Origin of the sequence: Peribacillus sp. NPDC097295 (genome assembly GCF_044761665.1) — a bacterium.
Classification (GTDB): domain Bacteria; phylum Bacillota; class Bacilli; order Bacillales; family DSM-1321; genus Peribacillus.
The window spans coordinates 1-24,596 of sequence record NZ_JBIWCW010000020.1; the positions used below are offsets into that span (position 1 = coordinate 1).

At 39.3% G+C, this 24,596-nt stretch carries 26 protein-coding genes and 1 riboswitch; of the genes, 19 read left to right on the forward strand and 7 right to left on the reverse strand.

The features are described 5' to 3' along the window. Positions 1-675, forward strand: a 675-nt coding sequence (locus tag ACIQXN_RS19275) for an exosporium glycoprotein BclB-related protein (protein WP_402970423.1), incomplete at its 5' end; no start/stop codon positions are given. A 386-nt stretch (positions 676-1,061) separates the two neighbouring features. On the opposite strand, the gene ACIQXN_RS19280 is transcribed toward ACIQXN_RS19275, so the two are convergent. Together ACIQXN_RS19280 and ACIQXN_RS19285 are read right to left on the reverse strand one after the other, a co-directional pair. Next, the gene (locus ACIQXN_RS19280) at positions 1,062-2,075 is read right to left on the reverse strand and encodes a FecCD family ABC transporter permease (protein ID WP_402970427.1); all 1,014 of its coding nucleotides are present in this window, start codon (positions 2,073-2,075) and stop codon (positions 1,062-1,064) included. Further along, positions 2,075-3,115 (reverse strand): FecCD family ABC transporter permease, encoded by a 1,041-nt coding sequence (locus tag ACIQXN_RS19285; RefSeq protein ID WP_402970429.1) that lies wholly within the window; start codon positions 3,113-3,115, stop codon positions 2,075-2,077. The genes ACIQXN_RS19280 and ACIQXN_RS19285 overlap by 1 nt, the downstream gene beginning before the upstream one ends. A 134-nt stretch (positions 3,116-3,249) precedes the next feature. On the opposite strand from ACIQXN_RS19285, the gene ACIQXN_RS19290 reads away from it, so the two are divergent. From ACIQXN_RS19290 to ACIQXN_RS19305, 4 genes are all read left to right on the forward strand, one after another. Further along, a complete protein-coding gene (locus tag ACIQXN_RS19290; protein WP_402970432.1) occupies positions 3,250-4,251 on the forward strand; it encodes an ABC transporter substrate-binding protein in 1,002 nt (333 codons plus the stop codon). A gap of 112 nt (positions 4,252-4,363) precedes the next feature. Continuing rightward, on the forward strand, positions 4,364-5,155 hold the full coding sequence (locus ACIQXN_RS19295) for an ABC transporter ATP-binding protein (RefSeq protein ID WP_402970435.1): 792 nt from the start codon (positions 4,364-4,366) through the stop codon (positions 5,153-5,155). Positions 5,156-5,164: 9 nt separating this feature from the next. Next, positions 5,165-6,886 carry an ABC transporter ATP-binding protein gene (locus tag ACIQXN_RS19300; RefSeq protein WP_402970438.1) on the forward strand — a complete coding sequence of 574 codons (1,722 nt, stop codon included), beginning with the start codon at positions 5,165-5,167 and terminating at the stop codon, positions 6,884-6,886. A 274-nt stretch (positions 6,887-7,160) separates the two neighbouring features. Then, positions 7,161-7,901, forward strand: a complete 741-nt coding sequence (locus tag ACIQXN_RS19305) for a hypothetical protein (RefSeq protein ID WP_402970441.1) — start codon at positions 7,161-7,163, stop codon at positions 7,899-7,901. A gap of 71 nt (positions 7,902-7,972) precedes the next feature. Here the strand turns inward: ACIQXN_RS19305 and ACIQXN_RS19310 are convergent, their stop codons facing one another. Then, complete coding sequence (locus ACIQXN_RS19310) at positions 7,973-8,116, reverse strand: small acid-soluble spore protein P (RefSeq protein ID WP_402970443.1); 144 nt, start codon at positions 8,114-8,116, stop codon at positions 7,973-7,975. A gap of 115 nt (positions 8,117-8,231) precedes the next feature. Here ACIQXN_RS19310 and ACIQXN_RS19315 point away from each other — a divergent pair, with 115 nt between their 5' ends. Next, a complete protein-coding gene (locus ACIQXN_RS19315; RefSeq protein ID WP_402970446.1) occupies positions 8,232-8,495 on the forward strand; it encodes a DUF2524 family protein in 264 nt (87 codons plus the stop codon). Positions 8,496-8,609: 114 nt separating this feature from the next. On the opposite strand, the gene sspO is transcribed toward ACIQXN_RS19315, so the two are convergent. Next, positions 8,610-8,762 carry a small acid-soluble spore protein O gene (gene sspO, locus ACIQXN_RS19320; protein ID WP_402970449.1) on the reverse strand — a complete coding sequence of 51 codons (153 nt, stop codon included), beginning with the start codon at positions 8,760-8,762 and terminating at the stop codon, positions 8,610-8,612. A gap of 385 nt (positions 8,763-9,147) precedes the next feature. Between sspO and acnA the strand changes: the two genes are divergently transcribed. The 6 genes from acnA to ACIQXN_RS19350 all read left to right on the forward strand — a co-directional run bounded on the left by acnA (position 9,148) and on the right by ACIQXN_RS19350 (position 14,211). Further along, positions 9,148-11,859, forward strand: a complete 2,712-nt coding sequence (gene acnA / locus ACIQXN_RS19325; protein ID WP_402970452.1) for an aconitate hydratase AcnA — start codon at positions 9,148-9,150, stop codon at positions 11,857-11,859. A 216-nt stretch (positions 11,860-12,075) separates the two neighbouring features. After that, entirely contained in the window at positions 12,076-12,609 is a 534-nt protein-coding gene (locus tag ACIQXN_RS19330) for a TlpA disulfide reductase family protein (protein ID WP_402970455.1), read from the forward strand. 242 nt (positions 12,610-12,851) lie between these two features. Next, positions 12,852-12,986: an FbpB family small basic protein gene (locus ACIQXN_RS19335; protein ID WP_402970458.1), complete on the forward strand. Its 135-nt coding sequence runs from the start codon at positions 12,852-12,854 to the stop codon at positions 12,984-12,986. A gap of 148 nt (positions 12,987-13,134) precedes the next feature. Next, positions 13,135-13,278: an acid-soluble spore protein N gene (locus tag ACIQXN_RS19340; protein ID WP_402970462.1), complete on the forward strand. Its 144-nt coding sequence runs from the start codon at positions 13,135-13,137 to the stop codon at positions 13,276-13,278. 195 nt (positions 13,279-13,473) lie between these two features. Next, positions 13,474-13,890 (forward strand): acyl-CoA thioesterase, encoded by a 417-nt coding sequence (locus ACIQXN_RS19345; protein WP_402970465.1) that lies wholly within the window; start codon positions 13,474-13,476, stop codon positions 13,888-13,890. A 30-nt stretch (positions 13,891-13,920) separates the two neighbouring features. Then, a complete protein-coding gene (locus tag ACIQXN_RS19350; RefSeq protein ID WP_402970470.1) occupies positions 13,921-14,211 on the forward strand; it encodes a hypothetical protein in 291 nt (96 codons plus the stop codon). A 37-nt stretch (positions 14,212-14,248) separates the two neighbouring features. Here ACIQXN_RS19350 and ACIQXN_RS19355 read toward each other — a convergent pair whose 3' ends face one another. Further along, positions 14,249-14,545, reverse strand: a complete 297-nt coding sequence (locus tag ACIQXN_RS19355; RefSeq protein ID WP_402970473.1) for a HesB/YadR/YfhF family protein — start codon at positions 14,543-14,545, stop codon at positions 14,249-14,251. Between the two features lie 84 nt (positions 14,546-14,629). Here ACIQXN_RS19355 and ACIQXN_RS19360 point away from each other — a divergent pair, with 84 nt between their 5' ends. Next, on the forward strand, positions 14,630-15,115 hold the full coding sequence (locus tag ACIQXN_RS19360; RefSeq protein ID WP_402970475.1) for an NUDIX hydrolase: 486 nt from the start codon (positions 14,630-14,632) through the stop codon (positions 15,113-15,115). 68 nt (positions 15,116-15,183) lie between these two features. On the opposite strand, the gene ACIQXN_RS19365 is transcribed toward ACIQXN_RS19360, so the two are convergent. Continuing rightward, on the reverse strand, positions 15,184-15,327 hold the full coding sequence (locus ACIQXN_RS19365; protein ID WP_402970478.1) for a YycC family protein: 144 nt from the start codon (positions 15,325-15,327) through the stop codon (positions 15,184-15,186). A 167-nt stretch (positions 15,328-15,494) separates the two neighbouring features. Continuing rightward, positions 15,495-16,082 (reverse strand): glycerol-3-phosphate 1-O-acyltransferase PlsY, encoded by a 588-nt coding sequence (gene plsY, locus ACIQXN_RS19370; RefSeq protein ID WP_402970480.1) that lies wholly within the window; start codon positions 16,080-16,082, stop codon positions 15,495-15,497. A gap of 443 nt (positions 16,083-16,525) precedes the next feature. Between plsY and ACIQXN_RS19375 the strand changes: the two genes are divergently transcribed. The 6 genes from ACIQXN_RS19375 (at position 16,526) to ACIQXN_RS19400 (ending at position 24,466) form a co-directional block, all read left to right on the forward strand. Beyond that, complete coding sequence (locus ACIQXN_RS19375; protein WP_402970482.1) at positions 16,526-16,936, forward strand: CoA-binding protein; 411 nt, start codon at positions 16,526-16,528, stop codon at positions 16,934-16,936. A 402-nt stretch (positions 16,937-17,338) separates the two neighbouring features. Next, positions 17,339-19,324 (forward strand): DNA topoisomerase IV subunit B, encoded by a 1,986-nt coding sequence (gene parE / locus ACIQXN_RS19380; protein ID WP_402970485.1) that lies wholly within the window; start codon positions 17,339-17,341, stop codon positions 19,322-19,324. Beyond that, the gene (parC, locus tag ACIQXN_RS19385) at positions 19,314-21,758 is read left to right on the forward strand and encodes a DNA topoisomerase IV subunit A (RefSeq protein WP_402970488.1); all 2,445 of its coding nucleotides are present in this window, start codon (positions 19,314-19,316) and stop codon (positions 21,756-21,758) included. Before parE ends, parC begins: the two co-directional genes overlap by 11 nt. A 676-nt stretch (positions 21,759-22,434) precedes the next feature. Continuing rightward, positions 22,435-22,590 (forward strand): hypothetical protein, encoded by a 156-nt coding sequence (locus ACIQXN_RS19390; protein WP_402970490.1) that lies wholly within the window; start codon positions 22,435-22,437, stop codon positions 22,588-22,590. Further along, on the forward strand, positions 22,587-22,706 hold the full coding sequence (locus ACIQXN_RS19395) for a hypothetical protein (protein ID WP_402970493.1): 120 nt from the start codon (positions 22,587-22,589) through the stop codon (positions 22,704-22,706). Before ACIQXN_RS19390 ends, ACIQXN_RS19395 begins: the two co-directional genes overlap by 4 nt. Positions 22,707-22,832: 126 nt before the next feature. Then, a riboswitch (SAM riboswitch) is annotated at positions 22,833-22,936 on the forward strand. A 198-nt stretch (positions 22,937-23,134) separates the two neighbouring features. Then, positions 23,135-24,466, forward strand: coding sequence for a Na+/H+ antiporter NhaC family protein (locus ACIQXN_RS19400; RefSeq protein WP_402970496.1), 1,332 nt, complete (start codon positions 23,135-23,137; stop codon positions 24,464-24,466). Positions 24,467-24,596: the final 130 nt, after the last annotated feature.

Consider the following 24,596-nt stretch of genomic DNA (forward strand, 5'->3'; position numbering starts at 1 on the left):
GCGACGGGAGCCACCGGAACAGCGGGAGCGACGGGAGCCACCGGAACAGCGGGAGCGACGGGAGCCACCGGAACAGCGGGAGCGACGGGAGCCACCGGAACAGCGGGAGCGACGGGAGCCACAGGAACAGCGGGAGCCACCGGAGCCACCGGAACAGCGGGAGCCACCGGAGTCACAGGTTCAGGGGCTATCATTCCATTCGCTTCGGGTACTCCAGTTGCACTTACTAGTGTATTAGGTGGTTTGGCTAATACTGGTGCGCTTATCGGATTCGGAAGCTCTTTTGAAGGGGTCACTGTAGGTGGAGGCACGATTACCCTTGGTACTGGTGGAATTTTGAACTATTCATTTGTAGCACCAAGAGCTGGAACCATTACTTCAATCTCAGGATTCTTTAGCGCGACAGCAACTGTAACTTTAGGTGCAGCAGTTACAATTAGGGCTCAAATATATACCGCACCAGCAGCCAGTACTACCTTTACTCCAACAGGAGCTTTTGTTGATTTAGCACCAACACTCGGACCCATCATTTCAATTGGTGAAGTTGCATCGGGTACGTCAGCTGTTGCAGTACCTGTTGCTGCAGGGGATAAGATATTAATGGTTTTCTCTATAAATAATACTCTTATCTCTACAGTTGCTGGATTTGCAAGCGCGGGGATTTCAATTGACTAAAGAAGAAATTAAATATTTGACTTTTGACCTTTTTAAAGTCAATTTTTTGAGGGGCTGTCTAGTAAGTCCTTTTTAAGTAAAATAACACAAAATTGAAGAGGCAGAAATGTTGTTAAATCAACATTTCTGCCTCTCTTTATTTATTCAAGTTAGGCTTAACTACCCTTTTTCGGATAGCCCCCTTTTGTTTCAATCCTTAAATTCCTTGAACTAATTGCATAACTGGCTATCCCGGTAAACGGAGGACATCGTATGATTGGCTGACAGCCTCTGATCGATAAACATTATAGGGAAAATAAAAGGCTGTCGACCTTCCTCGACAGCCTGACGAACTTGCTAATTAGGAGTTCTTTTTTACTATTTTAATGTTGTACAGGTCCTGATAATTACATGTTCTTCACTAGTAAATAAATAAAATAAGGTGCTCCCAAAATGGATACGATGATACCCACAGGTAGTTCCATTGGTGCCATGATGACTCTGCCAATTGTATCTGCAGATAAAAGAAGAAGACCGCCTAAGACTGCAGTCATTGGCAATAGCCTTGCATGTCTAGGTCCAACTAATTTTCTGGCGATGTGTGGAGCGATTAGACCTAAAAATGTTATGCCGCCGCCAACGGATACGCACGCACCTGCTAGTGCAACTGATATGAGCAATAAAAGTCTGCGTTCTTTTTCAATATGCAGACCAACACCTATCGCAATCTGGTCACCCAAGCCCATTACATCAAGTTTCCTTGATTTATAGAATGTTATCGGAATAAGAATGAATAACCACGGTAATAACGCCCATACAAAATTCCAGTTTGTGCCCCAGATGGTTCCAGCCAGCCAGACTATGGTCTTCATGAAATCATTTGGCTCCATTTTCATCTGGAAAATGACCAAGCCAGCCATGAATGCTGCATTGATTCCAATACCTACTAACAATAATCTAACAGGTGTCACTTTACCGTTTTTCCAAGATAATATATAGATTAAGAAGGCGGCAAGAAATGCACCGAGTAAAGCAGCAAAAGGCATTATGAATATCGAGGCCCAGCCTGTTAGGAAAGTCGTGCCTTGGAAAAAGAACATATACAATACAATCGCAAAGCCAGCTCCAGAATTGATTCCGATGATTCCAGGGTCGGCTAAAGGGTTTTGAGATAATCCTTGTAAAATGGCCCCAGAAACAGCTATTCCCATCCCAACAAGTATTGCCATTACAATTCTTGGTAAACGGAATTCAAAGATGGTTAACTCGTTTTGAGGGGTCCCATTGCCCAATAGCGTTTTGATCACTTCGCCTAGTGGGATTTTAATGTAGCCGGCATTAATGCTGATGAAAAATACTAACACGGTTAAAAGGATGCTTATAATTAACAAGGACTTAAAATGATTTCTTTCTTTTCCCATCACATTCCGCTCCCTTCTTTACGTGCTAAATATAGGAAGAAGGGGACACCAATGATAGCGGTTATGGCTCCAACAGGTGTTTCAAACGGTATGTTCACCGTTCGTCCTATGATATCTGAAACTACTAATAAAGTTCCGCCTAATACGGCTGAGCAGGGAATGATCAATCGGTAATCACTCCCTATTAAAAACCGTACAATATGGGGGATGACCAATCCGATGAAACCAATCATTCCGGCAATAGAAACTGCTGCCCCAGTTAGTAATAACACCACGATCATACCTGTGAACTTTACGAGGAATATATTTTGTCCAAGCCCACGTGCCACTTCCTCACCCAAGCTCAGGATAGATATAGAGCGCGAAAGGAGTAGGGCCAACAAAAGCCCTCCTAGAATAAAGGGGAGAGCAAATGAGATATGTTGTGGCTGAACGCTAGAGACGCTCCCTACAAACCAATAGCTAATATCTTTTGAGACATTGAACTTAATTCCGATCGCCGTAGAAAGCGAACTTAATAGGGAAGCAATAGCCGAACCGGCCAACGCCAATTTGACGGGTGTACTTCCACCTCTAGTAAGCGATGTAATGCCAAAGACGATAGCGGCACCTAACCCCGCGCCAGCAAAAGAAAACATCATTAAACCTATATAGGTCATGCCAGGCAAAAAGGCGAGGGCAACCGCTATTAAAAAGGAAGAACCCGCTGTTACACCCATAATGGAAGGATCAGCTAAAGGATTTCTTGTCATACCCTGCATAATGGCCCCGGAAACGGCTAGGGCAGCTCCGACACATACTGCAGCAATGGCCCGGGGAAATCTTAATTCCCGAATGATGACATGAGAAGAGTTATTCTCGTCAAATTCAAATAAGGCTTTAATCACGTCTCGATAGTTTAAATCTGCAGCTCCAAAATTGACGGATACGATAATGGAAATGACCAGACCAACCAAACCTACTATAAATATAACCATGCTCACGAAGAGATTTTTATTGGTATGAAGTGGTGCAGTAGGTTCTTTTGCTTTTGACTCCATAGTAACAACTACTCTCTAAAAAATAATTATTGACATTAATACCTTTCTATATTTAAATTAGTTGATAACAATTATCAATTATAGTCAATATTAACAAACAAATTATAGTCTATCATATCTCTAGGGGGATTAAAATGTATAATGTCGTTAGTAAGAAAAAAATGATTCAATTACTAGGAGCCGGGCTATTAGCTTTTTCTTTAGCTGCTTGTGGTGACGATGAAGGCCAAAAAGAAGAGGGTTCAACAAGCAAAACAGAAGAGTCATCAAGTAAAGAGACCCAACAAGAAACTAAGTCAAAAACCTTGAAGGATGCAATGGGCAATGAAGTTGTCATTCCTGCTAATCCCAAACGTATCATCGCGACATATCTTGAAGATAATCTGGTTGCCCTAGGCATCAAACCGGTCGCCCAATGGAGTGTAAGTGATGGAGCGGAAGTTCAGGGATATCTACAAAATGAGTTAGAGGGCATTCCGACAATCCCATATGACCTTCCATTTGAATCCGTGCAAAAAATGGAACCGGACCTAATCATTATGGATTCAGCTACCATGGTTGAAGGTGGTAAATACGAACAGTATAATAAGATTGCTCCTACATATGTAATTGGTAAGGAAGTCAATAATGACTGGCGCGATGAATTGACACGTGTCGGAGAAGTGTTCGGTAAAGAAGAAGAGGCTCAAAAAGCTTTGAAAGATTATGATGAAAAAGCAAAAGAAGCTAAAGTCACGCTTGAAGAAAAAGTAGGTAACCCTTCTGTGGCAGCTGTTTGGTTAGTAGGCGGGAAATTCTTCATTGTTAGCGATAACCTCTCAAGTGGCGCTGTCATGTACGGTGATTTAGGGTTAAAAGAGCCAAATGTCGTAAAAGAAATCTCAGCTAAAGCAACCGGGAATTGGAGTGAAATTTCTTTAGAGAAATTAGTGGAGTTGGATGCGGAGCATCTATTTTTAGTCAACAGCGATGATTCCACCGGTTCTAAAGCTTTAAGCGACAAGTTATGGAAAAGCGTACCTGCTGTCAAGGCTGGGAATGTTCATGAATTCTCACCTAATGAAAGCTGGCTGTATACAGGTGCCATCGCTAACGGGCAAATCATTGATAATGTTTTAAAAAGTTTAGTGAAATAGTATAATAAAGGCTATCACTTTTGTGGAGATAGCCTTTATTTTTTTGAGAAATCATATAATTTCTCCTACTTCTGGTGTTTGAGTGAAATTTCTACTGAAAGAAGGTCATGAGATGGGCCACTTATTAACAAAAGAACTGTATGTAGGTTATCAAGACCACATTATCGTGGATAATATGAATCTTCAGTTCAAAAGCAACGAAATCACTACGATAATTGGACCTAATGGTTGTGGGAAATCCACGTTGCTTAAGGCAATCACTAGAATCATCCCTCATATGAGAGGAAGTGTATTGCTGGATGGTCAGTCCATAGCAAAGGAAAATACTAAAGAATTAGCAAGGAAAATGGCCATTCTTCCTCAAACTCAAGACGCGCCTGCGGGGTTAACCGTTCATGAACTCATTTCCTATGGACGTTTTCCCTACCAAAAAGGGTTTGGTAAATTATCATTAAGAGATTATGAAATTATAGATTGGGCGTTGGAAGTCACGAATACGGCAGAATTCAAATTTCGCTCTGTCGATTCACTTTCCGGTGGACAGCGGCAACGTGTCTGGATTGCGATGGCTCTAGCTCAGGAAACGGAAATCATCTTTTTGGATGAACCGACAACTTATTTAGATATGGCACATCAACTTGAGGTGCTCGAGCTGTTAAAAGACTTGAATGAAAAGCAGGATCGGACGATTATAATGGTACTGCACGATCTTAACCATGCAGCCCGCTTCTCCCATAATATGATTGCCTTAAAAGATGGTCTCCTCATAAAAGAGGGGAAAAGTGAAGACGTCATGAAAAAAGAAATATTAAGAGAAGTATTCAATATCGATGCGGAGATTGTAAAAGACCCCCGTACAGGGAAACCCTTATGCATGACGTATGATTTAATTCGGGATAAATGAGGAGATAACATGTTTTTGGTCATCAAGCGTTTTTTTAATTATTATAAACCCTATAAAGGGCTGTTTATTATTGACTTTTCAAGTGCCGTATTCATCGCCCTTTTGGAATTGATTTTCCCGTTGGCCGTAAACCAGGTTATAGATGATTTGTTACCGACCAATAACTGGAGGATCATCATCCTTTCTTGTGTGGGTCTCCTTGGTATCTATTTATTGAGTACCGGGTTACATTTTGTCGTAACGTATTATGGACACAAACTTGGTATTAATATCGAAACGGATCTTCGGAAAAATTTATTTTCAAAACTTCAAAAACAATCTTTCACTTTCTTTGATAATAATAAAACAGGTCATTTAGTTTCTAGGATGACGAGTGATTTGATGGATATTGGAGAAGTCGCCCATCATGGGCCCGAAGATTTATTCATTGCCTTCATGACTATTTTCGGAGCATTCTTCGTCATGTTCCAGATCAATTGGCAGCTGGCTGTTATCGTATTTGCTGTCGTTCCTTTTCTAATCGTCCTATCTGTATATTTCAGCCGTCGGATGACAAAAGCCTTTCATTCCATGTTTGGTAATATAGCAAATTATAATGCTCGTATCGAAAATAATATAAGTGGCATCCGGGTTGTGCAGTCTTTCACCAAGGAATCCCATGAAATTGAGTTATTTAATCGCTCTAACTCCGAGTTCCGTCATACAAAATTATTAGCCTATAAAATCATGTCTTGGAGTACTTCGATAAATTTCCTTCTCATGAAATTGGTTGCTCTAACCGTATTGGGTTGCGGAGCCTGGTATGTAATACATGGTAAAATGACATACGGCGAATTTGTTGCCTTCATTATGTTATCAAATATTTTCGTCGCTCCGATTCAACAGATTAGTGCGATCATTGAAACATTACCTAAAGGTTATGCGGGATTCAAGAGATATCTCGAATTGGTTGACATGCTTCCCGATATCCAAGACAGAGATCATGCTGTAACAATCAATGATGTAAAAGGCGATGTGACTTTTAAAGATGTTACATTTGGGTATGACTCAAACAGAACGATCTTAAAGAATGTTACTTTCAGTGTGCCTGCTGGGGATACAATTGCCATGGTAGGGCCATCGGGTGGTGGTAAGACGACAATAAGCAGTTTGTTGCCACGCTTTTATGATATTCAGTCAGGTAGCATTCAAATCGATGGCATAGATATTCGGGACTTTACATTAAGTTCTTTAAGAAAACATATCGGAATTGTCCAGCAAGATGTATTTTTGTTTGAAGGAACAATCCGTGACAATATTATGTACGGTAATACGAATGCTACTGCTAGCCAATTGGACAAGGCAATTGAAGATGCTCAACTAATAAATGTGATTGAGCATTTGCCTGAGGGGTTGGATACATTAATTGGAGAGCGTGGAGTGAAGCTGTCAGGTGGGCAAAAGCAACGAGTATCTATTGCCCGGATTTTCCTGAAAAACCCTCCTATCTTAATACTCGATGAGGCTACCTCTGCATTGGATACAGAGACCGAAAAGGCTGTTCAAGAAGCACTGGAGCGGCTTTCTGTAAACCGAACAACGATTATCATTGCCCATAGGTTAGCCACGATTAAGCATGCTGATCGAATAATCGTCGTTCAAAATGGTCAAATTATCGAACAAGGAACACATGATAAGTTGATTCATCATGAAGGGGCATATAAGAAATTAATTCTCGCCCAAACAGTATAATAGTTCATATTCAAAAAAAGTGTTCCCCTGCAAAATGGGGAACGCTTTTTTTGATTGATAAAGCGTTTTTAGTTGAACTTGTCTTAAAACCAACTAAACTTGTGCAATAGTGTCATCCAAAAAAGGGTCAAAATGTATATCGTATTCTTTAAAAAGCCAAATAGTGACACGTAAATAGTTCCTGATAACTAGTGAAATAAATGGTAAAATAGGGTATTTTTATTTTGGTAATATGATCTAAAAAATTCCAGAAGGAGAAAAGAGGTTGGTTTCAATGAAGAAATATTCGAAGAGATTACTTTGTGTGTTAATGGTCCTTGTACTTTCGCTTGTGATCGTACAACCAGCTTCAGCCGCAACCGATTTGAAAAAAGCGAAGACGATTAGTTTTAACAAATATTATACGGGAAAGCTGACTGTTACTAATTACGAGCAAGCTTTCAAAGTCAAACTTAAGAAAAGTGGAAATCTAAAAGTTTCAGTTAAAACGTACAAAAGTAGGAGTTGGTTTGTTGAAGTTCTAGACAGCAAGGGGAAACGTCTTGATGATTATTACACACAAAACAAGGATGGTACCGAAACCAATGACATCGGTTTAAAGAAAGGTACATATTATATTGTTATTTCGGGGAATAAAGAAAAGCCTTACAAGGTAAAAGCTACCTTCAAAGCTAGTGAGTATTATGAAAGGGAAAGTAACAATATAGTAAAAACTGCTAATTCAATTAAAGTAGGTAAAAATTATTACGGTGCTTTACAAAAATTTACGGATCACGATTATATGAAATTTTCCGTTAAGAAAAAAAGGAAAGTGACAATTACCTATAACAATACACCAAAAGAGCAAAGAGATATCTCGATTGTTAATGCAAAGGGCAAGGAATATAAAAAAATATATACGGACTATGATGTCAAAAAACCTAGCACAAGTTCATTTTCGGTTTCTTTACCAAAAGGTAATTATTATGTTCTGGTTCGATATGGGAGTGGGGCGTATAAAATTAAGGTGAAGTAACCTGAAATGTTAAGTGCAAAAAACGGTGCGGCCCAGTTAGTAGCTGCACCGTTTTTTGAATAAGGGTGTATTTACATATCGTGACTGCTGTTATGTTTTTGTCGAGAGTGTTGTCTGTTTTTCACTTTATGAGATCCACTAAGCGGTTCGGGCTGACCGGATTTCTTCTCTTGAGGTGTATTTTCTTGCATGCCTTTTCCATTATTTTTACTCATATGACATCCCTCCTATTTGTTAAGATAATCAGTTCAAGTAAATTTATTCACGAGCATATATTTGAACCCGTCGTACATCCTAATGGTTGAAAACATTTAGAGGAGCTGAAACTTAATGCAGGATAAACAAGACAAGCGCAGGTCTTTTCAAGAGGCACAGCAAAGCTTCAAACAAGTAAATGATGCCTTCTCTGCGATTGAAAAGACGGCACCTAATTATGGAATGGAACTGAAGCATGTGAAACAGGAAGTGAATGAAGCTTATCAGCAAATCCAATCTGCTTTTTCCACCGCAACTGAGCATCAGCGTGAACAGTTAAAGCAATTTGAACAGGATATTCAAGTAATTGTGAATGAAGTCAATTCAGATAGCTATTGATCCTGATAATTAAATCTGATAGGGCTTGACGTTGAGGTCTCTTCACCAAAAAAGGCTTTTTGAAGAATTATCAATACCTTCAAAAAGCCTTTTTCTTTTTGGTCTACATCATCTTCATTGATTTTTCTTCCGTTTTTTATTATTTTGCCTTTGTATCTCTGATAAGGGCGGTTCATTACCCAATTCATCATTGTAACCTGCTCCGTTGCCTTGTGCCTTTGATGCGTTCATTCCTGGTATTACATGATTTGCTTTTTGTTTTGCCATTTCGACACCTCCATTCATAGAATGTCATAAGGTACGATGATTATGTATGTATTTCAAATATGTTTTATTGGAATAATTTATCAGTAAGATATTATGAAATATGGATAAGATTGAATCTTACTGTAGGCGTGGAATGAGCACTTCTAATAGTATAAATCGATTTTACATAAGGAAAACTTATCAAAAACAATAACTTTCTTGTTATTTACTTATGCTCATATCTATATTACTATTAGATAGAAGGAAGAGTTAGGGTGGGAGAAGAGAGACAAAAATTCGACAAAACTAACTTTTTCACTTATAACCATAGTAAACATGGTCTTAATGACCAGGTTTTACTTTTATGTGCAGAATTGTTCTGACAGTTTAATAGGGGGTAATATTCATGACGAAGAACGACGTATATCAAGCGCGTAAGTCTTTTGAAATTGAAGGACAACGCTACAACTACTACAGCCTAGACGCTATTGAAAAAGCAGGGGACGGCAAAGTATCACGCCTTCCATATTCCATTAAAGTATTACTTGAAGCGGTACTTCGCCAAGTAGACGGAAGAGTAATTACAAAAGAACATGTTGCAAACCTTGCTAAATGGGGAACAAGCGAGCAACAAGATATAGATGTACCATTCAAGCCTTCACGCGTTATCCTACAAGATTTCACTGGTGTACCAGTTGTTGTAGATTTAGCTTCTCTACGTAATGCATTCGCTGCACTTGGTGGAGATCCTGATAAGATCAACCCGGAAATTCCAGTTGACCTTGTAATTGACCACTCTGTACAAGTTGATAGAGCAGGTACAGCTGATTCTCTTGATGCCAATATGGATCTAGAATTTGAACGTAATGCAGAGCGTTACCAGTTCCTAAGCTGGGCACAAAAATCATTCAACAACTACCGTGCTGTTCCGCCAGCAACTGGTATCGTTCACCAAGTAAACCTTGAGTTCCTTGCGAACGTAGTACACGCTGTTGAAACTCCAAACGGAGATTGTGAAGTATTCCCTGACTCTGTATTCGGTACAGATTCACATACAACAATGATCAATGGTATCGGTGTTCTTGGATGGGGCGTTGGTGGTATCGAAGCTGAAGCAGGTATGCTTGGACAGCCATCTTACTTCCCAGTTCCAAAAGTAGTGGGAGTAAAACTTACTGGCCAACTTCCTAACGGAACGACTGCTACCGACCTTGCATTGAAAGTGACTCAAGTTCTTCGTGCACATGGCGTAGTTGGTAAATTCGTTGAGTTCTACGGCCCAGGAGTAGGATACCTTCCGCTTGCTGACCGTGCAACAATTGCTAACATGGCTCCTGAATACGGTGCTACAGTTGGATTCTTCCCGGTTGATGCTGAAGCGATCGATTACATGCGCTTAACTGGCCGCGATGAAAAACAAATTAAAGTGGTTGAAACATATTGCAAAGAAAATGGATTGTTCTATTCTCCTGAAAACGAAGACCCAGCATACAATGATGTTGTGGAAATCGACCTTTCAGCAATCGAGCCAAACCTTTCAGGACCTAAACGTCCACAAGATTTGATTCCACTTTCTCAAATGAAGCAATCTTTCCATGATGCAATCAATGCACCTATGGGTAACCAAGGTTTCGGCATGACTGAAGCTGAATTGGATAAAGAAGTAACAGTCAAATTTGCTGATGGCAAAGAAACGACTATGAAAACAGGTGCGATCGCTATTGCTGCAATCACAAGCTGTACAAATACTTCTAACCCATATGTAATGCTTGGAGCAGGTCTTATTGCTAAAAAGGCAGTAGAAAAAGGCTTGACTGTTCCTGATTATGTTAAGACTTCATTAGCACCAGGTTCTAAAGTTGTTACTGGTTACCTTCGTGATGCTGGTCTTCAACCATACTTGGATCAATTAGGATTTAACATCGTTGGTTACGGATGTACTACATGTATCGGTAACTCAGGTCCATTAGCAGACGAAATCGAAGCGGCAGTTGCTGAAGCAGATCTTCTTGTAACATCTGTACTTTCTGGTAACCGTAACTTTGAAGGTCGTATTCACCCATTAGTGAAAGCAAACTACCTTGCTTCTCCAACATTGGTTGTAGCATATGCACTTGCTGGTACAGTGGACTTCGATCTTAACAACGATTCGCTTGGTAAAGATAAAGACGGTAACGATGTATACCTTGCGGATATCTGGCCATCACAAGAAGAAGTTAACGCTGCTGTTAAAGCAACAGTTACACCGGAATTGTTCCGTAAAGAATACGAAACTGTATTCAATGATAACAAACGTTGGAATGAAATCGAAACAAGCAACGAAGCAATCTATGCTTTCGATTCTAAATCAACTTACATTCAAAATCCTCCATTCTTTGAAGGATTATCACCAGAACCAGGTTCAGTTAACCCGCTTACAGGATTGCGTGTAGTTGGTAAATTCGGCGATTCAGTAACGACTGACCACATTTCTCCTGCAGGTGCTATCGGTAAAGATACACCAGCTGGTATCTACCTACGTGAAAATGGTGTAAAACCACGTGACTTTAACTCTTACGGTTCTCGTCGTGGTAACCATGAAGCGATGATGCGTGGAACATTCGCCAACATCCGTATCCGTAACCAAGTTGCTCCAGGTACAGAAGGTGGTTACACTACTTACTGGCCAACAGGCGATGTAATGGCTATCTATGATGCTTGTATGAAATACAAAGCTGATGGAACGGGTCTTGCAGTCATTGCTGGTAAAGATTACGGTATGGGAAGTTCTCGTGACTGGGCTGCAAAAGGTACGAACCTTCTAGGCATTAAAACAGTTATTGCAGAAAGCTTCGAGCGTATTCACCGTTCTAACCTTGCTTTGATGGGTGTTCTTCCTCTTCAATTCAAAGAAGGAGAAAATGCTGAGACTCTTGGCTTGACTGGTAAAGAAGCGATTGCTGTTAAAATCGACGAAACAGTTAAACCTCGCGACATCGTAACTGTTACAGCTACTGATGAAGCTGGCAACGTAAAAGAATTTGATGTATTGGTTCGTTTCGATTCTGAAATCGAAATCGACTACTACCGTCATGGTGGTATCCTTCAAATGGTATTACGTAATAAACTAAAAGGTTAATTTAACTTTGAAAGACGACAAACCTGCATGTCAGGTCTGTCGTCTTTTTTTTGTGTCAATATTATGAAATACATGTATTTATTAAGAGAATTTGTTTTATCACTTTTCTAGGTGTACTTTTATTGATAAGATGTAAGGGGTTTACAGAGATGGATATGTTCTATCTCTTGATGGGAAAGAATATTAATATTGTAATGGGATTAGGGGGACGGGGCTATGCTGAAGAAAATTATTGCTTCGGTCGTTTTACTGTCGCTGATTACGGTGGCAATCGTTCAAGCAATGGATAATAAGCCTGAAGGACATGATGATAAGGATTCAATAGGAGGTTTGAAAGTGGGTGCTAAAGCGCCTGACTTCACCCTAGAAACATTGGAAGGGAAACAGGTGAGTTTATCTGATTACAAAGGAAAAAAAGTGATGCTGAATTTCTGGGCAACATGGTGTCCTCCTTGTAAAAAAGAAATGCCGGATATGGAGAAATATTCAAATCAGGCTGGTGAAGATGTCGTGATATTGGCAGTGAACATTGATCCAGAAAATGACGTACAAGCATTCATAAATGAAAATGGAATAACATTTGATATTCCATTGGATAGTCAGAGCGCAAAACGACCGGTAAATGAACTATATAAAGTTATGGCCATACCAACTACATATTTCATTGATAGTGACGGCATTATCCGTAATAAAGTGGTTAAAGCTATGCAACTTAATGATATGGTTCAAAGTATCAATACGATGAAATGACGGAATCTTCACGATTCCGTTTTTTTTAATTCATTTGCCTGAAATTTCATACTGTCAAAAAGTCCTAATTTTACTGAAAATAAAAATAATTAAGGGAAAGAGATTACTTAAGGGCATAATGGGTTAAAGCATAGAGGGATGGATGAGGGTAATGAATTAGATTGTAAGCAGGTTTAAGAGTATAGTCATAATTTTACGTTAATTTGGAAATGATGGAATATAAACTATATATTGAGTAGGTGATGAATGTGAAGAGAAGAAAACGTTCTTTTGAAGAACTGATGAACGAAAATAAGAAGGAATTGTTATTGGATACTAAGCTTATGGAAAGATTAGAGGAAAGACTTGAAAAAAAACATATGCAAAAGGCTGAATAATTATCAGAATTCTAAGTAAAAGAGCCAGCGTATGAATCTTTTCATTGCTGACTCCTTTTCACTTTTAATGGGTCTCCTAGAAACGAAAAAACTGGAAATCATGAATTTCAGTTTTAATACCATGCTAAAGAGTAGGAGGCGATTTAAAATGAGTAATCCAAAAAAAGACTCTAAACACTTTAGACCAAGCCATCTGGGTACACAACCGAGAACAGGTGGGGGAAATAATGGAAAGCAAATGCAGGATACTTCAGGGAAGCATGCCCAAGTGATACAAACTAAAGGTGAGTAAGAATATTTAATTTAATCTGAAGTCCTATCATGAATTCCAGGTGGAGAAGGGGTATATTCTTTCTCTACCTTTTTTTATAGAAGGATAGATGGTTAAGAACTTATCTTACCGAAGTGAGGTGCTATTCTTTAAAGGTATACTGAAATTATGATAAGATTAAGTGCATTGTGATAGACAAGAAAGTGGGGAAACAAGATGTGGATAGCTGAAAATGAAATTGAGGTTCGTTATGCAGAAACGGATCAAATGGGCGTTGTCTACCATGCTAATTACTTTGTATGGATGGAACTTGGAAGAACGAAATTAATCAATGATTTAGGCTTCCGTTATGCAGACATGGAGGCGGAGAACATTCTTTCGCCGGTGATGGACATTCAGGCATCTTATAAAATACCTGTCCGCTATGGTGAAAAGGTGAAAATTAAAACCTGGATTGAAGAATATGATGGGCTTCGTGTCGTTTATGGATATGAAATCATCAACGGGAATAATCAAGTTGCAGCAACCGGGCAATCATTGCATGTGTGTGTGAAAAAGGAAAACTTTAAACCAGTGTCCATCAGAAGGTTATTTCCTGCATGGCATGAAGCTTATGAAAAAAATAAAAAGTAGGACACAGGTTACATAATTCGAGGTGATAGTATGGCATTTGGAATTAAGCGGGCTGACGTGTTGGAGTGGAAGCAACAAATCGATCAGGGGAAAATTGCTTTTTTAACTCATTATTGGCTCGATGACCGGTTTCCAGGTTGTAAGACAGTGACAAAAGTGGGCTGTAAGGACTTGGAGCATTTAGCAGAGTGGGGCGGGAAATATGGGTTGAAAAAAGAATGGATTCATCACCGTAAGGATGGTTATTCACATTTTGATCTTTTAGGGGATAAGCAAAGAGCGATTCTTGAAGCTGAGGGAATTAACGAAAGATTGATCTAGAAAAAAACTGACAGCAGCAGGAAATCCTGCTGCATGGTCAAGCCTCTCTTTTATAATGAAATTCCGGTTCGCCAGATTTTTCATTGAGGGTTATTACTAAATCATGATCATCAAAATACCATGCATCCTTTTCTTCTACATAGTATGTGATTGTACCTATAGTATGCGCAGCTGCAATAGCCTCGGGTTCTTCCTGCATAATGCCCAATGAAAAGCCATTTTGGACGGTACTTGTACCCCCATATCGCGCATAAAAACGAAGATATGCCCCTTCAGGTAATTCGAGCTCATCGATATACCACTCGGAAGCCTGGTCGGAAACCTTTAGTTCCATAAATAATCTCCTCCCTCCAACTTATTAAGTTCATTATAAGTTAATTAGAGAATAGATGCGAATATGTGGGGAAAGGATTATGAAATGAAAATACCTTATACGATTTGTTTCATTACTAGAGTAAGATCAGCCAGGACCGAAATACTGATGCTTCACCGTAAAAACGACCCAAACAGGAATAAATGGAATGGTGTTGGTGGGAAAATTGAAGAGGGTGAGACCATTGATGGCTCGATGGCACGAGAAATTATCGAAGAAACTGGTTTGAATGTTAAAGATATGAGTTTCCGAGGTATCGTGACATGGAATGAAACGGGTGGAATGTACGTTTATCGGGCCGAAGATACTGGAGGAGAACTTATAGCTTGTGATGAAGGGGAGCTTGCCTGGAAGCCATACGAATGGGTTATGGAGACAGATGAAGCTGTGTCGAACATAAAACACTATTTAAATGAAGTTCTATTTGAGGATTCCTTTTATGAGTTTGCTTTGACCTATGAAAACGAACGACTTCTTTCAGTCGAAAAAAAACATTTGACCGATAAGTCGACCTTACTACATACTAACTGAACTTTAATTTTTTTAAAGAAGCATCACTGGTATAAATATATATATAAATAGCTGCAGATTCTCTGCAGCTATTTTGTGTTTTCTTTTTCTTCGGCCTCAGCAAGCTTTTTTAACAAAATGGGAGTAGGCATATGCATAATCTGTTCTAAAGGTATGTTGAGTGTCTTGGATAATTTTAAAGCGGTTTCTGATGAAATTTGTAAAGGCTTCATGGCACTTCTCCTAGTCTTCTATTATATTAGTGTATTCTCTGTCACAATTTATCCAGTTCCAGATGTAATGCTTATCAAACTATATAAACCCGCTTAATCCGGCACCCATGAATTAAATGAGAGATAAAAAAGCCCTACTAAAGGGCTTTTTTATCTTCCAGCCCATTTTATAGCCATTTCACCTTAGGTTCTGTCTTATCGATAATTCGTTTAATATTGGCTCTATGACGGTAAAAAATGAATACGGTCAATATACTGATCACGATGATGAGAGGCCAGTCGCCGAAATGAAAAACTAAGCTGTATATAAGTGCTAGGAGACCAGCAATCATTGATGATAGTGATACATATTTGGTGATATATAAGGATATAAAAAATATGATAACGGCAAAAAGGAAAAATAAAGGCTCATAGGCAAGTATGACACCAGCTGATGTTGCAACTGCTTTTCCACCCCGGAAATTCGCAAAGATGGGGAACATATGACCGATTACTGCAAAAATTCCAGCTAGTAATTCAGGCATTTCCAAACCTAGGAAGAATGGGAGGAGTGTAGCTAAAGTCCCTTTAAGTATATCCATGATCGTTACGGTCAGTCCAGCCTTGACACCAAGCGTCCTGAAGGTATTGGTCCCCCCTAAATTTTTACTGCCATGCTCCCGAATGTCGATTTTGTAAAAGGTCTTTCCGATTATTAAACCCGATGGTATCGAGCCGATTAAGTAGGCAGACAGAATAATGATGAATGTTAGCATTCTATAACCCTTTCTTTAAGAAGAATATTCAAAATCATCGTGCATTAACAGACTGACAGCGAAAGAAGTGCTAAAACAGCCTTAAATACCTGATAAGTTTATCTTATTGTAACATTTTCATGATAAAATGGCATGGCTGTCTAAAAAAATCCTCTAAAAAAAGAACATAAAAAGTGAATTTGGTTAGTAAACCCTTTTTTTGTGGATTGAAAGGTTTAGAACAGGGATTTTTCGTAAATATATCTAAAGCAGTGGGCGCCTATTTTGGATATGATATATTGTTCGAAGTAAATAAGGTAAAATCTACCTGTTCGAAGTGGGCGAATTTTTGTATAATGGGTTTTCTTAATAATGGTATTAAACAGCTTTTCTTTGTAAAATATTCTTAATAAGACATAACTATTCATTACTATTACTTTTTATTATAAAGGGGACGGATAAAAATGATTGAAAATCCAAGTAGAGAAGAAATGGGTCATATGTTGAAAAAAGCAAAACGGATTGCTGTTGTAGGCCTATCAAATAATCCTGACCGTACTTCTTATATGGTTACAAAAGCTATGCAGGATAATGGGTATGACATCATTCCGGTCAATCCAGCCGTAACCGAAGTTCTAGGGGTTAAGGCAGTTGCTTCTCTAAAAGATATTGATGGACATGTCGATATCGTCAATGTTTTCCGCCGGTCTGAATTCCTTCCCGAGATCGCCAAGGATTTTGCAGAAATTGATGCGGATATTTTTTGGGCACAACTTGGGGTAGAAAACGTAGAAGCATATAATTTTCTAAAAGAAAAAGGTTATACTGTTATCATGAATCGTTGCATAAAAGTAGAACACGCTCTTACAAAGTAAATGTGAAGAGCGGATTTTCCGCTCTTTTTTTACGTGTTGGGAAATTCAGTTTTCATGATTATACATAGCTTGATTTCAAAATAAAAGATAGCATATAAACCAATGTACATATAAAATTTAAGAGAAATAGTAAAACGCTATTTGCCAAATGAAAAAATACGGCTACAATTAGAACGGAAGATAAGATGGTTTTACAATAAAACGAACATGACCAATTCCGATAAAAGGTGTTAACGTTTAATAAAGGGACGAAAAAATAGAACACTTGTTCTTTCGGTTCGAAACCTTTATACTTTATGCAAAGGTATCGAACAATATATTATTTGATTTAAGGTAAAGAGTCATTTCATTGCAGTATGATTTGGCCCGGAAATTGTGTTTAGTAAGGAAAGGGGAATTTCTGTGGCAAAGAAAGTAAAAACAATCGAGTACAATGATGATGCAATTCAGGTACTGGAAGGACTCGAAGCGGTCAGAAAACGTCCCGGTATGTATATCGGCAGTACGGATTCACGTGGACTTCATCATTTAGTGTACGAGATTGTAGACAACTCCGTAGATGAGGCTTTGGCTGGTTATGGAGACCACATATGTGTGAAAATACATAAAGATAATAGTGTAAGTGTAACGGACAAAGGTCGTGGGATGCCTACAGGTATGCATAAAATGGGCAAACCGACTCCCGAAGTCATTTTAACGATTCTTCACGCCGGCGGTAAATTCGGACAAGGTGGGTATAAAACGAGCGGAGGACTGCATGGAGTTGGTGCATCCGTAGTAAATGCCTTATCGGAATGGCTCGTTGTCACCATTAAACGGGAAGGTTTCATCTATGAACAACGTTTTTTCAACGGAGGTAAGCCTGAAACCACTTTAGAGAAGATTGGCAAGACCAATCAATCCGGAACGAGAATTCATTTCAAGCCGGATCCGAAAATATTTTCGGTTACCACTTTTAATTATGATACCCTCTGTGAAAGACTTCGTGAATCAGCTTTTCTTTTAAAGGGCATGAAAATAGAATTGATAGACGAACGGAAAAATGAGCAAGAAATTTTCCATTATGAAACGGGAATAGAAGCATTTGTGGAATATTTAAATGAGGAAAAAGAAACGCTCCATAATGTTGTCAGTTTAGAGGGAGAACAGAATGGGATAGAGGTCGACCTGGCTTTCCAATTTAATGATGGATACTCAGAAAATATCCTTAGTTTTGTCAATAATGTTCGGACAAAAGATGGCGGTACCCACGAAATAGGTGCTAAGACGGCCATGACGCGTTCATTTAATGATTACGCTAGAAAGATGGGCCTGTTAAAGGAAAAAGATAAGAATCTCGAAGGGTCAGATATAAGAGAAGGACTATCTTCGATTATTTCCGTCCGCATTCCTGAAGAGCTCCTGCAATTTGAAGGACAGACTAAAAGCAAGCTTGGTACAAGTGAGGCCCGGTCTGCTGTCGATTCCATCGTTTCAGAGCATTTAGCCTACTTTTTTGAAGAAGACCCGACGACGACTACACTCTTGGTGAAAAAATCGATTAAAGCTTTCCAGGCACGCGAAGCGGCACGTAAAGCACGAGAAGATGCGAGGAGCGGAAAAAAACGAAAAAAATCAGATGGCAATCTTTCTGGTAAATTGACGCCAGCTCAATCCAAAAACCCTGAGAGGAATGAGTTATACCTTGTAGAAGGGGACTCTGCAGGAGGATCGGCGAAACAAGGTCGAGATCGCCGTTTTCAAGCGGTGTTGCCACTGAGGGGTAAAGTCATCAATACTGAAAAAGCTAAACTTGCCGATATTTTCAAAAATGAAGAAATAAATACGATTATTCACGCCATTGGTGCAGGGGTCGGAGCGGAATTTAATACGCCGGATACCAATTATGATAAAGTCATTATCATGACTGATGCCGATACGGATGGTGCCCATATCCAAGTTTTACTGCTAACATTCTTCTACCGCTATATGAAGCCATTAATAGAGGCTGGAAAGGTATTTATCGCCTTACCACCTTTATATAAAGTTAGTAAAGGAACGGGGAAGAAAGAAGTTATAGAGTATGCCTGGAGTGATGACGAACTACAGGGTGCAATCGATAAAATAGGCAGAGGCTATATGATCCAGCGCTATAAGGGCTTAGGTGAGATGAATGCTGATCAGTTATGGGATACGACCATGAACCCGGAAACAAGGACATTGATTCGCGTTAAAATCGATGATGGTGCCAGAGCTGAAAGACGTGTGACAACGTTAATGGGTGATAAAGTGGAGCCACGGCGTAAATGGATTGAAGCTAATGTCGCTTTTGGTCTCGAAGAGGAATCGAATATTTTAGATAATGAAAATATGTCGATTGAAGAGGAGGTCAATAACGATGGTATTTGAAGAGACATTTCGTGATTTGCCGCTAGAAGAGGTTATTGGAGACCGCTTCGGGCGTTATAGTAAGTATATAATCCAGGACCGCGCACTACCAGATGCAAGAGATGGACTGAAACCGGTTCAACGCAGGATTTTATATGCGATGCATGTAGAAGGAAATACCCAAGAAAAAGGATTTAGGAAATCAGCCAAAACAGTTGGAAATGTTATTGGTAACTATCACCCCCATGGCGATTCCTCAGTTTATGAGGCAATGGTCCGGATGAGCCAGGACTGGAAGCTACGGAAGGTCATGGTCCAGATGCATGGAAACAACGGTAGTATCGATGGCGATCCACCGGCTGCAATGCGTTATACGGAAGCAAGACTTTCGGCGATTGCCTCCGAGATGCTCCGGGATATAGATAAGCGGACTGTAGATTTTGTCTCGAATTTTGACGATACATCTGAAGAACCAATCGTATTACCGGCAATGTTTCCTAACTTGCTCGTAAATGGGTCGACAGGTATATCTGCAGGTTATGCAACGGAAATTCCTCCTCATCAACTAGGTGAGGTCATTGATGCTGCCATTATGAGGATTGATAATCCTAAAGCGACAGTCGCGGAATTAATGACAGTTATTAAAGGTCCCGATTTCCCAACAGGGGGTATCATTCAAGGAATCGAAGGCATTCGTAAAGCCTATGAAACAGGCAAAGGTAAAATCATCGTACGAGGGTTGGCTGAAGTGGAGACGATTCGTGGTGGGAAGCAACAAATTGTCGTCACGGAAATCCCTTATGAAGTCAATAAGGCGAATCTTGTAAAGAAAATAGATGAGTTCCGCCTTGATCGTAAAATTGAAGGAATTGCGGAGGTTCGTGATGAAACCGACCGTACAGGACTTCGTATCGTTATTGAATTGAAAAAAGAAGCAGATGCCAATGGCGTCTTGCATTATTTATATAAAAATTCTGATCTTCAAGTGTCTTATAATTTTAATATGGTTGCGATTTATAAAAAGCGGCCGACATTGATGAGCCTGCCTAAAATGCTTGATGCTTATATTGACCATCGTAAAGAAGTCATAATAAACCGTTCCCGTTATGAACTTCAAAAAGCGCATGATAGGGCTCATATAGTAGACGGCTTAATAAAGGCCTTGTCCATCTTAGATGAGGTCATCGCTGTTATCCGGGCTTCTAAAGACAAAAGAGATGCTAAAGATAATCTAATTTCTAAGTTTGGGTTTACTGAAGCTCAGGCTGAAGCAATCGTTTCTTTGCAGCTCTACCGTTTGACAAACACGGATATTACAGCTCTTAAAGCTGAAGCAGCAGAGTTAAATAGTAAGATTGAGGAATTGACTAAAATACTAGGTAGCGAAAAGGTTCTATTGCAAGTAATTAAAAAGGAATTACGATTTATTAAAAAAGGGTTTGATGACGGCCGACGTTCAAAAATTGAGAATGAGATTGAAGAAATTAAAATCAATCTTGAAGTCTTGATAGCGAGTGAGGACGTGATGGTCACTGTAACGAAAGAAGGTTATGTCAAGCGTACATCGATTCGTTCATATACCGCTTCCGGAGGGCTTGATTTTGGCATGAAAGATTCAGATCGCATGCTACAGAAGTTGGAAATGAATACGACAGATGTGCTACTGTTATTTACTTCCAAGGGCAATTTCCTATATTGTCCAGTCCATCAGCTTCCGGATATTCGTTGGAAAGAAACCGGTCAACATATTGCGAATATCATCCCAATAGATAGGGATGAGCAAATAATTAAAACCATTCCAATCAAAGATTTCAATCAGCCCGAGTTTTTAGTGTTCATAACGAAAAACGGTATGGTGAAAAAGACTGAACTCTCTTGCTATAAAGCACAGCGTCATTCGAAAACTCTGGTAGGCATTAATTTAAAAGGTGACGATGAATTGGTGGATGTCCACCACACTGATGGGAGGGCCGACCTGTTCTTAGTAACCCATAATGGCTACGGTTTATGGTTTGATGAAGAAGAAGTGAGTATTGTTGGCATCCGTGCCGCAGGTGTGAAGGGAATCAATTTAAAAGAAGATGACTTTGTCATAGGCGGTAAGGTATTAGCCAAGGATAGTAAGGAATCCATTTTTATAGTCACTCAGCGTGGAGCCATTAAGAAAATGAAATTGACGGAGTTCGAAAAAACAAGCCGGGCAAAACGTGGAGTTGTAGTATTAAGGGAACTCAAATCAAATCCGCATCGTGTCATAGGTTTTGATACGATCAATAAAACCGATAGTTTGTTCATTCTTTCTGAAAAGGGGAAAATTGAAACCGTTCATGCTGCAACATTGAAAAATCATGATCGTTATACGAATGGATCGTTTATATTTGATGAAACGGAAAGCGGAAAAGCAAAAGAATTGTGGAAGATTTCACTAGAAAATGAATCTGTTAAAGATTCGTAAATCCACTTACAGAAAGGGATGCTGAAAACAGTCAGCATCCCTTTTCTTAGTGCTACTGGCAGGAGTGCAATCTATAGGGTGTGAGTCCCGAACCATTGAAGGCAGTAGTAATGGTTAGCTTAATGCAAGGGTGTACACGGTGACGCGGAAACTGAAGGAAGCAAGCGGCAAACCTCCGGTCTGAGGAACACGAACTTCATATAAGGCTAGGTATCATTGGATGAGTTTGCACAACAAAACAAAGTCCATACTGCCTAAGGTGGTACAAAGTAAATGAAGCAAATAGATGAAGAGAAAGATTGCATTCTTACCCGGGAGAAATCTGATGACCGCCCAACTTGACAACCTGTCCAGCGATGGTCAGCTGAATTATCAGAAGTCAGCAGAGGTCATAGTACTTGTCTACTCGAGAAGATGAGGAAGGACCGAACAGATTAAGGAGGATAAATACTAGGCGTTCGTTATCTTGCGAAGAAGCAAACAATTTCAAACGGAACTTTTGAAGGAAGAATGGGCGAATACACGGGGAACTTCACAAGGGCGGAGCAGATAAAGGCACAATCAGACCATTTATCCACGTAGAAAAGATATCAACAATGTTAATGGAACTGATATTAAAGAAATGGTAACAGCACACCTTAGTGAAAGTCGATATGTATTGATTGTGGTAATGAAAATGGAAAATGGCGAACGTATTCATGTTGGTTGTCAAACCTCTTATCTGCAAGATGCGATGGACGACTTTGGTGAAATTGAAAAAATGAAGCGTGCAATAGATGCCATCATTGAAATTTTTATGATGAAATTTATATCACCGATTCGGATGGAGTGACTATTTACACGAATCCAGCAATTGAGAGAATAATCGGGATTTCAAAAGAGTATTATATCGGAAAATCAGTCAATCAATTGATTAAACTTGGAATTCTGAATGACTCGATTACATAGCAATTATGACCAATCTACGGGAGAAGGTACATTTAAATTTCGTAAATTTCTTTAATCCTTTACCTTGCGAAAACTCCAAAAATGCTGTACTCTTATACTTGCTTTGAAAAAATGAATATTTCTTACTTCTTATCAAGAGAGACTGAGGGACTGGCCCGAAGATGTCTCGGCAACAGACTTAACTAGAGTGCTGTGCCAAATCCAGCAGGCATTGACCTGAAAGATAAGAAGAGTGTTTATAGATTAAAAGACCTCTTCTTGTAATATAACAAAAGAGGTCTTTTGCTTTTCTTGGATATGAATCCGAAGTTTTTAAAATAGTTACTTGTTCATCATCAAGCCTATAATAAAGAAAAGGGGACGCAGGTACGTTTAGAGATTACTGATAAAAACTTTTCAATAGTAAAAAAATTAAAGAGGTGTACTTCATGAGTTTAGACAACAAAGGGAATCCATGGGCTTTAGCGCCATTTATAGTTTTTTTGATTTTATTTATAGGTTCGGGTGTTATTACAAAAGATTTTTACACTTTTCCAGTGATTGTAGCCATTGCATTTGCCTCAGCTACGGCACTGGCAATGAATCGGAAAGAAACGTTCAATCACAAGGTAGAAATTTTTTGTAAAGGCGCTGGGGATTCAAATATCATGTTAATGGTTGTTATATTCCTTTTGGCGGGTGCTTTTTCGGAAGTGGCCAATGGGATGGGAGCTGTAGAGTCTACGGTGAATCTAGCTCTTTCGGTTGTTCCTCAAAATCTGCTAATGGTGGGCATATTCATTATTGCTTGCTTCATCTCTTTATCCATGGGGACAAGTATGGGTACCATTGTAGCTTTAGCACCAATAGGAGTAGGAATTAGTGGACAAACGGATATATCGATTGCCCTTTCGATGGCTGCTGTCATTGGTGGTTCAATGTTCGGTGATAATCTATCTTTCATTTCAGATACGACAATAGCAGCCGTCCGTACGCAGGGTACGAAAATGAAAGATAAATTTAAAGTGAACTTTTTCATTGTTCTACCTGCTGCACTAATTACGTGTATCATCCTTGGGATTATGACAATGGGTAAACAAGCGACTATTTCCGAAGAAACATATAGTTGGATAAAGATACTACCTTATCTTTGTGTTCTAGTAGCTGCATTGGCAGGAGTCAATGTGTTCCTAGTTCTCTCTATGGGTATTGTCTTTGCTGGAATAATCGGTTTGGCGGATGGCAGTTATAATATCATGGAAGTTATACAAAAAATCGGCGATGGAATGGCTGGGATGTATGAAATCTCCTTCTTAGCCATCCTGATTGCAGGCATGGTTTCGGTCATCAAAAATAACGGTGGGATTGATTACCTGTTGCATCTTGTGACGAGAAACAGCAAATCAAAAAAAAGTGCAGAGTTCAGCATAGCAGGATTGGTTGCTTTAACGAATCTTTCTACAGCGAATAATACGATTTCCATCATCATTGCTGGTCCACTCGCAAAAAATATTGCCGAAAAATATGATATCGATCCTCGGAAATCTGCAAGCTTACTTGATGTTTTTGCTTGTTGTATTCAAGGGTTATTGCCATATGGGGCACAGTTGCTTTTAGCAGCAGGTGTTGCACATATCTCGCCGATCAGTATCCTAACTTATTCATATTACCCAGTTTTAATTGGAGTGTGCGGCATCATAGCCATATTGATAGGTTTTCCCCGATTTTCGCCTGAAAAAATGGGAATCAAAAGTATAAATGATCAAAAAGAGGAAATATAATCTTGATTGTTTCCCTAGAGAATCGTCTCTAGGGCTTTTTTGGATGTAAGACTACAAATGAAAAGCACCAATGAAAATTTTGATTTTACCGAATATAGTAATATTCTGAAAAAACTAATTTCCTACTTAG

Bases quoted from the DNA above. Each gene is read 5' to 3' on its own strand.
- ACIQXN_RS19340 (WP_402970462.1), top strand. From the start codon at position 13,135: ATGAGTAATCCAAAAAAAGACTCTAAACACTTTAGACCAAGCCATCTG.
- ACIQXN_RS19365 (WP_402970478.1), bottom strand. From the start codon at position 15,327: ATGAAGCCTTTACAAATTTCATCAGAAACCGCTTTAAAATTATCCAAG.
- sspO (WP_402970449.1), bottom strand. From the start codon at position 8,762: ATGGCAAAACAAAAAGCAAATCATGTAATACCAGGAATGAACGCATCA.
- ACIQXN_RS19400 (WP_402970496.1), top strand. From the start codon at position 23,135: ATGAGTTTAGACAACAAAGGGAATCCATGGGCTTTAGCGCCATTTATA.
- ACIQXN_RS19335 (WP_402970458.1), top strand. From the start codon at position 12,852: ATGAATGTGAAGAGAAGAAAACGTTCTTTTGAAGAACTGATGAACGAA.
- acnA (WP_402970452.1), top strand. From the start codon at position 9,148: ATGACGAAGAACGACGTATATCAAGCGCGTAAGTCTTTTGAAATTGAA.
- ACIQXN_RS19330 (WP_402970455.1), top strand. From the start codon at position 12,076: ATGCTGAAGAAAATTATTGCTTCGGTCGTTTTACTGTCGCTGATTACG.
- ACIQXN_RS19285 (WP_402970429.1), bottom strand. From the start codon at position 3,115: ATGGAGTCAAAAGCAAAAGAACCTACTGCACCACTTCATACCAATAAA.
- ACIQXN_RS19305 (WP_402970441.1), top strand. From the start codon at position 7,161: ATGAAGAAATATTCGAAGAGATTACTTTGTGTGTTAATGGTCCTTGTA.
- ACIQXN_RS19300 (WP_402970438.1), top strand. From the start codon at position 5,165: ATGTTTTTGGTCATCAAGCGTTTTTTTAATTATTATAAACCCTATAAA.
- ACIQXN_RS19355 (WP_402970473.1), bottom strand. From the start codon at position 14,545: ATGGAACTAAAGGTTTCCGACCAGGCTTCCGAGTGGTATATCGATGAG.
- ACIQXN_RS19350 (WP_402970470.1), top strand. From the start codon at position 13,921: ATGGCATTTGGAATTAAGCGGGCTGACGTGTTGGAGTGGAAGCAACAA.
- ACIQXN_RS19375 (WP_402970482.1), top strand. From the start codon at position 16,526: ATGATTGAAAATCCAAGTAGAGAAGAAATGGGTCATATGTTGAAAAAA.
- parC (WP_402970488.1), top strand. From the start codon at position 19,314: ATGGTATTTGAAGAGACATTTCGTGATTTGCCGCTAGAAGAGGTTATT.
- ACIQXN_RS19310 (WP_402970443.1), bottom strand. From the start codon at position 8,116: ATGAGTAAAAATAATGGAAAAGGCATGCAAGAAAATACACCTCAAGAG.
- ACIQXN_RS19315 (WP_402970446.1), top strand. From the start codon at position 8,232: ATGCAGGATAAACAAGACAAGCGCAGGTCTTTTCAAGAGGCACAGCAA.
- ACIQXN_RS19390 (WP_402970490.1), top strand. From the start codon at position 22,435: ATGGAAAATGGCGAACGTATTCATGTTGGTTGTCAAACCTCTTATCTG.
- ACIQXN_RS19360 (WP_402970475.1), top strand. From the start codon at position 14,630: ATGAAAATACCTTATACGATTTGTTTCATTACTAGAGTAAGATCAGCC.
- ACIQXN_RS19345 (WP_402970465.1), top strand. From the start codon at position 13,474: ATGTGGATAGCTGAAAATGAAATTGAGGTTCGTTATGCAGAAACGGAT.
- plsY (WP_402970480.1), bottom strand. From the start codon at position 16,082: ATGCTAACATTCATCATTATTCTGTCTGCCTACTTAATCGGCTCGATA.
- ACIQXN_RS19295 (WP_402970435.1), top strand. From the start codon at position 4,364: ATGGGCCACTTATTAACAAAAGAACTGTATGTAGGTTATCAAGACCAC.
- ACIQXN_RS19280 (WP_402970427.1), bottom strand. From the start codon at position 2,075: ATGGGAAAAGAAAGAAATCATTTTAAGTCCTTGTTAATTATAAGCATC.
- ACIQXN_RS19290 (WP_402970432.1), top strand. From the start codon at position 3,250: ATGTATAATGTCGTTAGTAAGAAAAAAATGATTCAATTACTAGGAGCC.